This is a genomic window from Asaia siamensis (assembly GCF_014635085.1).
GTDB classification, from domain to species: Bacteria; Pseudomonadota; Alphaproteobacteria; order Acetobacterales; family Acetobacteraceae; genus Asaia; species Asaia siamensis.
The window spans coordinates 197,369-211,379 of sequence record NZ_BMCH01000002.1 but is presented as its reverse complement, the minus strand read 5'-3'; the positions used below and the strand labels follow the sequence as shown (position 1 = coordinate 211,379).

The window sequence follows — 14,011 nt, the reverse complement described above, 5'->3', positions numbered from 1 at the left end:
GCGGCACAAGGACTCTCATCGCTGATGGCGGGTACGCAACCAACCCGCCATCAGGCATCGGATCAGACGATCGCGTGAATCCACCCATGGGCATCATTTGTCTTGCCCGCCTGGATATCGGTCAGGGCCTTTTTCAGCCCGAGCGATACCTCACCCGGCGTCTTGCCGTCGCCGAAGACCGCTTCACTACCCGTGCGACGCAGCGTGCCGATGGGGCTGATCACCGCTGCTGTGCCACAGGCGAAGGCCTCCTTGTAACGGCCTGACGCGGCGCCGGCGAAAATCTCGTCGATTCCGAGCGGGGTCTGCTCGATTTTCAAACCGCGATCCTTGGCAAGCTGAAGAATGGCGTCACGCGTGATACCGGGCAGGATGGTGCCCGTCAGAGGCGGGGTGACCAGCGTGTTGTCATCACGCAGGAACATGACATTCATGCCGCCCATTTCCTCGACAAAGCGCTGTTCGCGGCTGTCGAGGAACAGGACCTGATCGCAGCCATGCGACTTGGAATCGCGCTGCGCCACAAGGCTTGCCGCGTAATTGCCACCACACTTGGCCGCACCCGTGCCACCGGGGGCTGCACGCGTATAATCCTCAGACACCCAGACCGACACGCAGCCAGAGCCGAAATAGGCGCCGACGGGGCAGGCAATGACCATGAAGAGATATTCGGAGGCAGGCTTCACACCGAGGAAAACCTCGGTCGCAATCATGAAGGGGCGCAGATAAAGGCTCTTGCCCTCGCCTTCCGGCACCCAGTCGCGATCGATCTTCACCAGTTCGTCGACGGCCTGCATGAAGATTTCCTGCGGCAGATCGGCCATGGCCATACGGTCGGCAGAAGCGCGAAAACGTCTGGCGTTCTCTTCCGGACGAAAGGCAGCGATACCCCCGCTCTCGGTACGATAGGCCTTCATGCCCTCGAAAATCTCCTGCGCGTAATGCAGGACGGAGGCTGCCGGATCGAGCGAGATCGGCTTGCGCGCGGTGATTTTCGCGTCGTGCCAGCCACGGCTCTCGCTGTATTTCACGATGGCCATATGATCGGTGAATACGCGGCCGAAAGCGGGGTTGGCGATAAGCTCGGCACGATGATCCGCAGGGGTCGGGTTGCTCGTGGGCTCGATGGTGAATTGCAGCGCAGCGCTTTCGGAAACCATGGTCTGTTCCATCTTCTGGTCAATTGTGACGGCACTCTATCCCGTTCGCTGCATCTTGACACCCTTTGAAAGGGAGAGAGAAGAACGCGCCCAGTGCCTGACTGCATCGTGATGGCAGGTTTTTTCGATAAGCAAGTGCCTTGGCGAAGACCTGAAGCTCTGCGATCACGCGGCGGACAGAAAGATTTGAGAGGGCCTTCATGAGCGCATCGACCCCCATCCAGACCCTGACACCCATGGCCATACAGGCTCGTAAGGGCAAGGAACCCATCGTCTGTCTGACGGCCTATACCACCCCGATCGCCCGGCTCGCCGATGCAGCCTGCGATGTCGTGCTGGTGGGAGACAGTGTGGGCATGGTGCTGCATGGCCTGCCATCGACGCTGGGCGTGACGATGGACATGATGATTCTGCACGGCAAGGCGGTGATGCGCGGCATAAGCAAGGCGCTTTGCGTGGTGGACATGCCGTTCGGCAGCTATGAGGAAAGCCCTGCACAGGCCTTTCGCAACGCGTCACGCCTGCTGGCCGAGACAGGTGCGGCAGCGGTGAAGCTCGAAGGCGGCGTTTCCATGAAAGAGACCATCGCCTTTCTGGTCGCACGCGGCGTGCCTGTGATGGGCCATATCGGACTGACGCCGCAGGCGGTGAATGTGCTTGGTGGCTACAAGGTGCAGGGGCGCAATGAAGACGCCCAGCGCGTGCTAGCCGACGCGCGTGCGGTCGAAGAGGCCGGTGCCTTCGCGATCGTGCTGGAGAAACTGCCGCGCAGCCTTGGTGCTGATATTACGACCCGTCTTGGCATTCCGACCATCGGCATCGGTGCCGGACCGGAATGCGACGGGCAGATTCTCGTAATTGACGACATGCTCGGGCTTTTTGCCGATTTCAAACCGAAATTCGTCAAGCGTTACGCCAATCTCGCCGAACAGGCCGAACAGGCGCTTGCATCCTATGCACAGGATGTCCGCAGTCGCGCCTTTCCCGGTTCCGAACACAGCTTTGGAGAGCGGACATGATCATCCGTGATATCGCGACCCTGAAGCAGACAATCAGAGGCTGGAAACAGGCGGGCGAAACAATCGGATTCGTCCCGACCATGGGGGCGCTTCACGAGGGCCATCTCAGCCTCGTCACACAGGCGCGTGCCCAGGCACAACGCGTCATCGTATCGATTTTCGTCAACCCGACCCAGTTCAACAACCCGACCGATCTCGCCACCTACCCGCGTACCGAAGCCGAGGATATCGCGCTTCTGGGCCACGTGGATGCCCTCTTCATTCCGGCTGCCGAAACCATGTATCCCGCAGGGTTCAGCAGCACGGTCAGGGTCAGTGCGATGGCCGGGATACTGGAGGGCGCGCACAGGCCGGGTCATTTCGACGGCATGGCGACCGTCGTCACGAAGCTCTTCTCTCTGACCGAAGCCGACAGCGCGTTTTTCGGCGAGAAAGACTGGCAGCAATTGCAGATCGTCCGACGCTTCGTGCAGGACCTCAACCTGCCGATCGACATCGTGGCCTGCCCTACGCTGCGCGAGTCCGACGGTCTGGCGCTTTCCTCGCGCAACAGACGTCTGTCACCCGAGGGCAGAAAGAACGCGCCAGCCCTGCATGCCATTCTGCAGCAGACAGCCACTGCCATCAGGCAGGGTCACCCCATCGCAGAGGCGCTCGATAAAGGAAGAGCCGCGCTTGTGGCGGCGGGTTTCGGCCCGATCGACTATCTCGCCTGCTGCGAGGCAGAGAGTCTGACACCCGTGACGACTGTATTCACGACAAAACATGACAATGTCGGACTGCGATTACTGGTAGCAGCAGCTCTCGAATCTGTGCGTCTTATTGACAACATCGTTATTTAGACCCTGACAAGGTTCATGCGACTATACCCGTATAGTGAGGCACGACCTGAATGGCGGGCCTCCGGTGCCCTCCTTATGGGCGGCGCCTATACACAAGAAGGTATGCAAGCATGTCGCTTCCGCTTCAGGACAAGATCGCCGCCGTAACGGGCGGAGCTTCCGGCATCGGTCTGGAATGCGTTCGTCACCTCATCAAGGCTGGCGCCATTGTCTATATCCTCGACCGTGACAAGGCGGCCATGGAAAAGGCCCGTGAGGAGCTTGGCGACAAGCTGCACGGCGTCGAGGTCGATCTCTTCCGTCATGCCAGCATCCAGCAGGCCGTAGATACGGTTCTGGCCGAGCAGGGCCGCCTCGACATCATGTTTGCCAATGCTGGCTCCTATGTCGGTGGTAACGCCTGGGAAGGCGACCCGGATGTGTGGGATCGCATGCTGAACCTCAACATCAATGCGGCTTTCCATTCGGCGCGCGTCGCCATGGTGCCCATGATCAAACAGGGCAGCGGCGATATCATCATCACCAGCTCTGTGGCAGGTGTTGTGCCGATCGTGGCCGAGCCGATCTATACTGGCTCCAAATACGCTGTGCAGGCTTTCACCCATACCTGCCGCCGCCAGCTGGCACCGCATGGCGTTCGCGTCGGCGCAATCCAGCCCGGCCCGGTTGTCACGCCGCTGATCAATGACTGGGACCCCGAGCGCCGCAAGGCTGCTCTCGAAGGCGGCGGCATGATGCAGCCTTCCGACGTGGCCGAAGCATTGATCTTCATGCTCACGCGCCGCAAGGGCACGGTGGTGCGCGATCTGGTGCTGCTGCCCAATGGCTTTGACGTCTGATACGTCGCCTCATCGCCCTTCAAGGCGCCATGCGCCTGAGGGAAGATCGTCAGAACCCCGCCTTTCATGGCGGGGTTTTTGTTTTGGAGCGCGCAAAAGCGCCTTCCCTTGCGGCATCCGCCTCCAGCCAGGCCTGAACTCCGCTCCCCCTGTCACAACCAAAGGTTGCGATTGACTCTCAGTTGCGAGGTCTTTAGAGCGAGTGCCGATCCCATGGGGTCGGAGCACAGGCTTGCGTCGATGGAGTGCGCCAATCCTCAACAGATCAGAACGCGCCGTACCGCGCCCGAAATCCGGCCCGAAAGGGGGGAGTCCCTTCTGGCCGCTGCGTCAGTCGCGTGGCGCGATGGTGGCGTTACATCGCTATATCGGTCTGGTTCTGGCGCCTCTTCTGGTGGTCATCGGGCTGACGGGCAGCATCAGCGTTTTTCGCACCGAACTCGACCGGGTGCTCAACCCGGATCTCTGGACCACGCAAAGCCCGGACCGGCATCTGCCGCTTTCGGTCCTGACCGCAGCCATCGCGAAAGCTCACCCCGATCAGCCCCTGATCGCGCTCGAATACCGGCCTGCCCCCGGTGGCACGCTTCATGCCTATCTCACTCCCGCACTCACGCCTTCGGGCCATTCAAGGCCTGACGAGATCTTTCTCGACCCCGGCGATGCCCATGAGCTGGGCGCTCGTGTCGCCGAAGGATGCTGCCTAAACCGGCGCGTCCTGTTGCCCTTCATCTACAGGCTGCATTACTCACTCGCTGCTGGCACCACAGGTTTGTGGATTGTCGGCATCACGGCCCTGATCTGGACACTCGATTGCCTCAACGGGCTGCTGCTGACGCTGCCGCCAGTCACACCACCCTGGCGCAAGGGTTTCTGGCGCGGCTGGAAACCTGCCTGGCAGATTGCTTCCCCCAAAAACGCCCTGCGCCTGTTTTTCGATCTGCACCGGGCTTTCGGGCTATGGCTCTGGATCCTGCTGCTTGGCATGGCGATCAGTGGTGTTGCGCTGGCGTTGGGTCCGCAGATCTTTCAGCCGGTTGTTCGCACGCTTTTCCCGGTTGCGCCGCCTGCGTCAGAAACTCCCCTCCCGGGCGGCCCTCACATGGTGAAACCGGACGAGGCCGAAGCCCTGGCCGGACGAGACGCACAGGAACGGGGCTGGCAGGCGCGCCCCGCCGCCGTGATGCTGACCCACACGCCGGAACGCGCGCTTTTCTATCTCTTCAGCGATACAGGGCAGTTACCGGCCGGTTTTGGCAGCCCCCTAATCACAATCGCCCTCGACACCGGCGCAACGGTGCAGGCCAGCGTACCGCCTGAGGGAAAACTGGGCGATCTGATCCTGCAACTTCAGGACCCTTTCCATAGCGGGCGCCTTGCAGGGATGACGGGGCGTATTATTGTCTGTGCAAGCGGTGTTGTGACTGCCCTTCTATCCGTTACCGGAGTGCTGATCTGGGACCGCAAGAGACGCGCCCGGCGCAGGGCACAGCTGAAAAAACCACGCCCGGCCCTGCCGGGAACAGCTCAGGAAAAGGGCTGATCAAGGGCTTGTGGAAGAGTATGCACACGTTCAGCTGTGACCGCGCCGGGCAGCACGCCATCGTTCACAAAACCTTGAGCATTATATCAGACCGGAACATACATGGCTGGGAGGGCTTTCTCACATATCCGTGAAAGCTGCCCCTGACGGGCAGCACAGCAGGAGCGTCATCCATGCCCGACCAGATTCCTCCCCAATCGCAATCCCATCAGCCCGGCGTCGAGGCGCCGATGCGCCCCGCCGCGATTCATATTCGCGAGAGCTATCGCGGAAGCGGCAAGCTTGAAGGGCGCAAGGCGCTCATCAGCGGCGCCGATAGCGGTATCGGTCGGGCCGCTGCCCTGCATTTCGCCCGTGAAGGCGCCGATGTCGCCATTCTTTATCTGGAAGAACATGAAGACGCTCAGGAAACGGTGCGTCTGATCGAAAAAGAGGGGCGCAAGGCGCTGGCCATTGCTGGCGACGTACGATCGAGCGCGTTCTGCAACAAGGCCGTCGCCGAGGTGGCCGAAGCCTTCGGCGGCCTCGATATTCTGGTCAATAATGCTGGCTGGCAGGTGGTCAACGAGGACAGCGCCACCATTACCGATGACGAATGGCAGCGTCATATGGACACGAATATCAATGGCTATTTCTACCTGACCCGTGCAGCGCTCGCGCATCTCGGCAAAGGCAGCGCGATTATCAATACCTCTTCGATCAACGCCTATCGGGGCAGTGCCGGACTACTAGCCTATTCGACAACCAAGGCCGCTGAAATGGGATTCACCCGCGCTCTGGCACTCGAACTGGTCTCGAAGGGCATTCGCGTCAATGCCGTCGCCCCTGGGCCGGTCTGGACGCCTTTGCAGCCTGCCAGCTGGGGGCCGATCGACCCGGAGCAGGTTTCGGAACTCGCGAATTCCGTGCCGATGGATCGTTGTGGCGACCCGGCTGAGCTTGGCCCAGCCTATGTCTATCTGGCCAGCGAAGACGGGTCTTTCGTGACGGGGCAGACATTGCACGTCAATGGCGGCACGATCATCAACGGCTGATTAGCCGATAAATGTCAGGGGCGGAGTAATATACCGCCCCTGACCTCATAGTGGCGCCTGATAGCGCCACGCGTCTTTACGCCGCAAACCTCCGAGAGGGGTCAGCGCTGTTTCCCGTATCCGCTCCAGGCCCGCATCAACCCCAGACGCCCCTGATGCACGACCTCTGACAGATCCTGATCGTAAAGACTGTCCGGCACGCCTGATGAGAAGATCTCAAGCGTACAGACACCGCGATAGCCGGCGTCATAGGTTGCGTGAAGCAAGGTCCCAAGCGGGATAGACCCCGACCCGGGAACGAGGCGATCCATGCCGGAACAGGGTGTGCGCCAGTCGCTGGCCTGCAATACGAAAATACGCTCGCCCGCACGGCGGATAGAAGCGGCACAATCAGGCTGTTGCCAGATATTCCAGTAATCCAGGCACAGACCGCAGGACGCATGTCCTACTGCGTCAAGCAGATCGAGGGCCTGATCGACTGTCCAGATTGCTGTCTCGACATTGATCGAGGTCGGGTTGAGCGGTTCTATGGCAATCGTGACGCCCAGATCGGCTGCCAGCGGCGCCAGACGGCGCAGATGATGCACCGTTTCATCAAGACAACGCTGCATGTTGCCATCGGGGGGGGCGCCCGTATTCATGACAAAAGACGCCCCTTCTGCGTGAGGCGCCAGCGTTTTCAGACTCTGGGCGAAGGCCGCGACACGCTCTTCGACGCTCTCGGGCTGCGGGGCCATCTTGCTGCCGAAAAACGTTCTAATCTTGGGCTGAACGGCGCTGATCGACAGCCCGGCCTCCCTGGCAGCCAGCATCTGCTGCCCTGCGTGAGCCGGGTCGAGCTTGGCCTCGCATATTTCTATGGCGTCAACCTCAAGGGCTGCATAACGCGCCACATCTTCTTCGAAAGACCAGGGCTGGGTCGTGAACTGGTTGACGCCAAAGCGGAACGGGAAATCGGTCATCTTGCGAGAAACTCCAGAACTGCCTGATTGAACTTCTCGGCCTCGTCGATGAACAGCATGTGCGAGCTTTGCGTGAAGCGCACGGAGTCGCAATGCGGCATGTGCTCAGCCACCCATGACGGCCCTTCAGGCACCAGCACCGCGTCTTTTTCGGCAATCATCATCAGAGCGGGCAGATCAAAATGAGGCAGCACGTCGCGCCAGTCATGCACGGTGTGATCAGACATCATGGCTGCACGGGCATGGGCCGGGCTCTTCGCCATTTCAGCAAGCAGCATGCTGCGCTCATCATCTCCAAGCTCGGTCGCAAGGCAGTCAGTCAGGTTCTGCCTGTCGAATGCCTCGGGAGTCAGGGTCAGCTTCTGGATGGTCTCCGCCAGCCCGGCCTGATCGTAACAGGCCGCATGGCCATATTTCCATTCTGATGAGAAATACTGTCTGGGCGTCTGCTGGACGAAAATGGCATTACGCAGCCGCGTCTTGCCGAAAAGTTCGAGATAGGACCAGATGATCGGGCAGCCGATTGACCAGCCCAGAACGGTCACGTCTTCAAGCGAGAGCGCCTCCATCAGGTCACGCAGATCTGCGGCCAGACGCGGGATGCGATAGGAATGATCGGGCTTGCCAGACTCTCCATGCCCGCGCAGATCGAGCGTGATGACGCGCGCCTTTTCGGCCAGAACCGGCACGTTGCGATGGAAGAACCGCCCCGAAAATGTCCAGCCATGGATCATGACCAGCGGGCGACCCTGGCCCTTTTCCTCGTAATAGAGCTGCGTTCCGTCGCTGGCGGTAATATGGGGCATGGCGCATTCCTCGCGATTGCGTGACCGGATCAGAAATCCTTTGGCAAGCGCGTGAAGCGAAGCGGGGTTCCTTCTGCATGAGGGAATGAAACACGACTGCCGTGTTGCGTTGTCAGAAAAACAGCAGCACCGAAAGGATACATGATGAGTCGAGGCAAAGGACCAGCGCCGTCAAGGCCGGACAAGGCCAACCTCCCGTCGAAGATATGCCCGGTATGTAGACGACCCTTTACCTGGCGAAAAAAATGGGAGCGAGACTGGGATAATGTGCGTTACTGCTCTGATTTTTGCCGAGAAAAAAAGGGTCTATCTGAGGCAAAATAATAGATCATTATTATCATGAAAATGCTCCTACTAATCCGTCTGGTTATTCAAAAACATTCCAATTGCCTCTTCAATGTGAGGCGTGCGCGTATGGTTTTTCATCCACACAAGACCACTCTCCAGCTTCATCTCTTCCAGCATATCGTAATGATCATTTAATATTATGTATTTTTCTATTATTGGCACAGCATAAAGAGGCAAAATACCCCATCCGTTCGTGCAGACAAATAAATCCTCCAATCCGACAGATGAATTATATTCTATAATATTATTGGGTGGCTGCAGATCGCGGGCGGATAGGGTCGCATCAAAACGCTCTCTCAAAGCCACACCTCTTACTGGCAGTATCCAGAGTTTTTTCCTGTTTTCTTCCCAGCCCTCAAGCAATTCGGGGATAGACATTGAAGATTCACGTGATGCTGCAAAGCAGTTATCGCGATGCATAACACTCATATCGAAGCTTTTATTCTGATTGAGCTGAAAAAAATCAACAAAAGCAAAATCAAGATCACCGCTTTCCAACATATCCAGAAGATAGGGTCTTTCACGATAGACAATCCGTATCTTGAGTGCCGCATCTTTTGTCTTGAGTTGCGCAATCCCACTCATTATGCGCTTCTCCAAAGCCGGAGCCTGGAAGCCGATATTCACGGTGCCAGTCCTGATCTCTTTGAATTCATTGACCTTATGGGCGAGCTTCTCAAGTTCGGCCTTTATAATACGACTGGTTTCAACGATTGATTGGCAGATTTCAGTCGGCATCATGCCTGAATTGGAACGCGTAAAAAGCTTTACACCCAGTATATTCTCCACTTCCAGACAAGCTTTTGAGACAGCCGTAGGTGTAAGATTCAGTTTCGATGAAGCGCCAACAAGAGACTGAGCATTGAATATCTCTTCAATAACACGGAAGTATCTCAACTTCATGTTTTTCATCGCACTATGCGGCTCGATGTCAAAACCTTCTATATTCATGTCTACCCTCTTTGACGCCCGTAGCCTAATTTGGTTTTGGCAACGATCATGCTTCATAACGAGGTCGATCCAACGAAATTATAATTAATATATCAGGTGCATATTTGCCGATTGGGTCGCGTAGCATCTTTATGGCTGCCGCGCGCAACACGGCGCCAAGCCACTCACCAAAGCGGCATCATTCCAACTGCATGCGCCAAGCATGAATGCGCAGTCCGAGAGAAATACTGCCGGTCCAGCAGCAGACCTCAGTCAGAATGCAAAAGCTGAGGCCGATTCAGCTTTCCGCGATCCTGAAATGGCGCTTCTCAGTGAGTGGCAGAATGGTAGGGACCACCCGCAACGATCTGTACAGCCAGGATACGCATCCCCGCATCCTTGAGCGTGTCCAGTGGCAAAAACGCCCTGCCGCTCGTCCATCTTAACTGACCGTTCTCCGCGGCATGCCATCCCCGCGCTGCATGAAGGAAATCACGGACGTCGATTTCTTGGGTCGAGGAGGGATCGTAGAGGGTTACTGCCCCAATCAGGACGCCTAGCTGCCGACGATCATCAACATAGGGTCCGACCGCATCACTCGGACGCGCAGCACGAGAGCAGAGATAAACGGCCCCATAATGCCCTGGAATCTGGAAGATATAACGATCACCAGCCACGCGGAGAGGCTCCATGATATGACCATCTTCCGTAGACAGATGGAACATCGGATCGATGTGCCTTATGTCTCTCGCGTCGCAGACTTGTCCGGCGCGACGAGCCAGCCCTTTCCAGATCGGCTCGACGAAGGCTCGTGATACGCAGAGCGGTGCAGCCATCCGATGTTTTCCCGACATGCCGGAAACGACGGACAGCGGCGCATCCACCCATGATCGAGCTGCGAGATCATGCCGGTTTCCCGAGTCCAGATAACTTTCACAGAGCAGCCCATCAGCCATGACTACTGAATGGCAGTCTGTTTCGATATGGTAATAACTATAAGTTTTCAGGCTCGTATCGTGCCGTATGCTCCGGCCATTCACGAGCATACGAACCGGAACAAGGTTGCCAGCTATGAAAACGCAATGCTCTGGGGTTACCAGCAGGTCCTTGTAAGGCATCCCGCCCCCAAACGCTTCAGCCTCAATACGCACCGGATAATCCGTAATGTCGTAGCTGGCGCTATCCTCTTCCGTGATCGAACGATATCCCACCCAAATGACGTTCTGGGTTTCGACGCAGCCTTTGTGATAAACATGAACGGCATCACCTGCGGACAACGTCTCAATCGCGCGCTCTCCATCAGGGGTACGAATCATCGTGCCAGACAGGAAGCATACGGAAAAAACAGTCGAATTTCCGGATCCTTCTGAGAGATCGAACCCAAAATTTTTCACGCCTGGAATATTCAGGACAAGGGAGCGATTACCCGTCAGGAGAAATTTGACATGATCGGCGTCAGGATATGTTAGCCCGAGTATATCCGACTTGGGCACATCGCGTAGTACGATCTGGTCCGAAGAGCCGGGCGACGTACCGTTGAAGCCCGAAATAATCGAAGACGGGCTAGTCGTTCCAGTCAGTGTGAGACGACTGAATCCGTTTCCGCCAAGATTGACGGTTCCCCCAGCACTCGCGTCGAGTGTTGCAATCCCACCGGCGGCAAGATTGGCGAGACCAGTCAGCGTCCCCCCGGCGTCGACCTGAAGCGAGCCCCCAGACGCAACGAACAAATCACGCGCTGTTCCCCCCGACGAAATTTCTGCGACCCCCTTTGAGACAATGCTGCCTCCGGAGATAGATCCTCCAACCTTGAGATTACCTCCCCAAAGAGCACCTGCGGAGCCGCTCAGAGTTGCTCCCGATGCTATGATACCGCCAGAAAGAGTGCCCCCACTCGCGACAACCACACGCCCACCCGAAAACGCATTAGCGTTGTAACCAGTCCCTCCTGAGAGAACTGTCATGAAGCCTGCTGAGGCCACGACAGAACCTGACACAACACCACCATACATGACCGTCTGGGTGCCACCTGCAGAGATCATGGTGGTCAGGGCCGTACCGCCACTGACAAACTGCTTGCCTCCGCTCACAAGGACAGAGCCTGAGGCGATACCGCCGCCATACAATCCGTCAAATGAATTGAGGCCGACATCCTGCCAGCCACTATTCGTGACCAGCGTATTTTCCGTATAGGCGCCCTGCCCCTGGACCGCCTGATAGGCACCCGACAAGACAGTGTTGAGCGCAGTGCCCCCAGACCCTACCAAAACGGCACCAGCGCCAGTACCCCACCAGCCATTACCTATGGCTGTCAGCTGTGATGCCGTGCCGCCGGACTGAATCCGCGCCTGTCCGCCCAGGGACAACACACTGTTATCCATGGTGCCACCGGATGAGACAACAGCCTGGCCACCGCCCTGCACTGTAAAGCCCGTCATCCGGCCATTGCCAAGACCAAGAGCTGACCCACCGCTCAGGATGACAATTCCTGAGGCAACACCTCCGGAAGCAGCAGCCGTGCCGCCTTGCGACACCGTCGCCACCGCACCGGTCACTGCACTGGCATTGAAGGCTGTGCCACCAGAAAGCACAGCCATCGTACCGCCAGAAGCCGTAATCGTGCCCGAGGTCACGCCTCGCAGCATGACCGTCTGGGTGCCACCTGCAGAGATCATGGTTGTCAGGGCCGTACCGCCACTGACAAACTGCTTGCCTCCGCTCACAAGAACAGAGCCTGAGGCGATACCGCCGCCATACAATCCATCAAATGAATTGAGGCCGACATCCTGCCAGCCACTATTCGTGACCAGCGTATTCTCCGTATAGGCGCCCTGCCCCTGGACCGCCTGATAGGCACCCGACAAGACAGTGTTGAGCGCAGTGCCACCAGACCCTACCAAAACGGCACCCGCGCTATAACTCCACCAACCGGTGCCCAACGCTGTCAGCTGGGATGCCGTGCCGCCAGACTGAATCCGCACCTGCCCACCTGCGGAGAGGACAGACTGGTCGATAGAACCGCCTGACGAAACAATAGCCCGCCCCCCGCTCATCAAAGAGAGAGCGGTCAGTCTTCCGCCACTCAGACTGACCGCAGAACCGCCATTCTGGATTGTGAGTCCGGATGCCAAACCATTGGAAGCCTGAGCAACACCCCATATGTTCGCCTGCCCGCCTGCAAGAACCACATTGTTAGTGCCGGTGCCACCCGCATAGACTTGCAGTTTTCCATTTGAGAAAACTGTTCCGCCAGAGGCCTGCCCTCCTGCCGAGACTTCCTGCAAACCGCCAGAAGACACATAAGTGTCAACCGCAGTCCCCCCTTTGACGAATTGCGCACCACCATTGATCAGCGTTGTGGCGGATGCAGTGCCGCCGCCCGTCGCGCCATTATTGTTCGAGCCTACATCTTGCCAGCCATTTGAGGTGATATAAGCACTCTGAGACAGAGCGCCTGTCCCTTGCACTGCCATATACCCGCCCTGGATTACGGCATTAAAGCTTGTGCCGCCGGCACTCAGGATGAGCGATCCCTGAATACCGTTTACGGCATTTCCGAGCCCCGTTCCCGAGGTCAGCACACCTTGCGCGGTGCTTCCTGAAAGGATCTGGATTTGTCCGCCGCTCGAAACCAAAGCTTTGGTGACAAGACTATTACTTGTCGCGCTGACGATTCCACCCGACAGCACGGTGCCGCCGGACCAAATAGCACCACTCAGAAGCGAACTACCCTGGCTGATCGACAGGTTATTAATCTGTGCACCCTGTGCAGCCGAGAGATCTCCACCATTATATTTGACGTTGTTCCTGACTATCCCGCCTGCGGATATTTTATCACCCGTATGATTCAGGGTGTTGTCTTGCAGTACACCACCGGAACTTATGATCGCGACAACGGTCTGCAGCGTTGAGTTCTGCAGGGTCCCGCCACTCTGGACAATGGCGCTTCCCCACTCCGCCGAATAACCGGACAAGGGTGACGTGAGGCCTGTAACTATCGCGCCGCTCGTGACATAGAGAAGCGGAGAATTGCCCCCCAGAGAGACCGGCCCGTCAATAACGGATGCACCGCTTTGGTACACGGTCTTGCCGTTTACGAGAACCGCGCTCCATACGCCACTGATCGTTGTAGTCATGAATTAATGTCTCATCCATTGTCCGCAGGGAGAAATTTCAGCCACGAAAACCGTGGAAACAGGAGCGCATAACCTCCACATTCAAATCGAAAAGATCCCACAATTTTCAAAGCGAATTTCTTTAGGAAATACGATTTGTGAGAACCTATTTTTTCTCGATTATTAGTTTCGGTTAACGATGATTGATGCTTCTCCCTATATGCGTCACCTGAAGGCAAACAATCGAATTTAGGTTCAGGGCTATGAACCTAAATTCGATACATTACGATCTCGGCTTCAATGCGACCTTCCCATAAGGTTTTGCAGGCAGTGCTCGTCAGGGTTTGTAACAGGAAATCGCGATTATGTGACTATAGGTAGCGCATGTTGGGGTTCGTATTTAACAAACTCAG

The 14,011-nt window shown here is 57.4% G+C and carries 11 protein-coding genes; 6 read left to right on the top strand and 5 right to left on the bottom strand.

The features are described from left to right. Positions 1-62: 62 nt before the first annotated feature. Positions 63-1,160, bottom strand: a complete 1,098-nt coding sequence (locus tag IEV53_RS04510) for a branched-chain amino acid aminotransferase (RefSeq protein WP_188425597.1) — start codon at positions 1,158-1,160, stop codon at positions 63-65. 200 nt (positions 1,161-1,360) lie between these two features. Here IEV53_RS04510 and panB point away from each other — a divergent pair, with 200 nt between their 5' ends. From panB to IEV53_RS04485, 5 genes are all read left to right on the top strand, one after another. After that, positions 1,361-2,179: a 3-methyl-2-oxobutanoate hydroxymethyltransferase gene (gene panB / locus IEV53_RS04505; protein ID WP_188425596.1), complete on the top strand. Its 819-nt coding sequence runs from the start codon at positions 1,361-1,363 to the stop codon at positions 2,177-2,179. Continuing rightward, positions 2,176-3,021: a pantoate--beta-alanine ligase gene (panC, locus tag IEV53_RS04500; protein ID WP_188425595.1), complete on the top strand. Its 846-nt coding sequence runs from the start codon at positions 2,176-2,178 to the stop codon at positions 3,019-3,021. Before panB ends, panC begins: the two co-directional genes overlap by 4 nt. A 110-nt stretch (positions 3,022-3,131) precedes the next feature. Then, positions 3,132-3,860, top strand: a complete 729-nt coding sequence (locus tag IEV53_RS04495; RefSeq protein ID WP_188425594.1) for an SDR family oxidoreductase — start codon at positions 3,132-3,134, stop codon at positions 3,858-3,860. A gap of 232 nt (positions 3,861-4,092) precedes the next feature. Further along, positions 4,093-5,403: a PepSY-associated TM helix domain-containing protein gene (locus IEV53_RS04490; protein ID WP_188425593.1), complete on the top strand. Its 1,311-nt coding sequence runs from the start codon at positions 4,093-4,095 to the stop codon at positions 5,401-5,403. Between the two features lie 173 nt (positions 5,404-5,576). Continuing rightward, positions 5,577-6,437, top strand: coding sequence for a glucose 1-dehydrogenase (locus tag IEV53_RS04485; RefSeq protein ID WP_188425592.1), 861 nt, complete (start codon positions 5,577-5,579; stop codon positions 6,435-6,437). A gap of 101 nt (positions 6,438-6,538) precedes the next feature. On the opposite strand, the gene IEV53_RS04480 is transcribed toward IEV53_RS04485, so the two are convergent. Both IEV53_RS04480 and IEV53_RS04475 read right to left on the bottom strand, forming a co-directional pair. Further along, positions 6,539-7,399, bottom strand: a complete 861-nt coding sequence (locus IEV53_RS04480) for a sugar phosphate isomerase/epimerase family protein (RefSeq protein WP_188425591.1) — start codon at positions 7,397-7,399, stop codon at positions 6,539-6,541. Beyond that, a complete protein-coding gene (locus IEV53_RS04475; RefSeq protein WP_188425590.1) occupies positions 7,396-8,205 on the bottom strand; it encodes an alpha/beta fold hydrolase in 810 nt (269 codons plus the stop codon). Before IEV53_RS04475 ends, IEV53_RS04480 begins: the two co-directional genes overlap by 4 nt. 141 nt (positions 8,206-8,346) lie before the next feature. On the opposite strand from IEV53_RS04475, the gene IEV53_RS04470 reads away from it, so the two are divergent. Then, the gene (locus IEV53_RS04470) at positions 8,347-8,529 is read left to right on the top strand and encodes a DUF2256 domain-containing protein (protein ID WP_308469321.1); all 183 of its coding nucleotides are present in this window, start codon (positions 8,347-8,349) and stop codon (positions 8,527-8,529) included. Between the two features lie 30 nt (positions 8,530-8,559). Here the strand turns inward: IEV53_RS04470 and IEV53_RS04465 are convergent, their stop codons facing one another. Further along, on the bottom strand, positions 8,560-9,504 hold the full coding sequence (locus IEV53_RS04465) for a LysR family transcriptional regulator (RefSeq protein WP_188425589.1): 945 nt from the start codon (positions 9,502-9,504) through the stop codon (positions 8,560-8,562). Between the two features lie 308 nt (positions 9,505-9,812). Continuing rightward, positions 9,813-13,619 carry a Hint domain-containing protein gene (locus tag IEV53_RS04460; protein WP_188425588.1) on the bottom strand — a complete coding sequence of 1,269 codons (3,807 nt, stop codon included), beginning with the start codon at positions 13,617-13,619 and terminating at the stop codon, positions 9,813-9,815. Positions 13,620-14,011 lie beyond the last annotated feature (392 nt).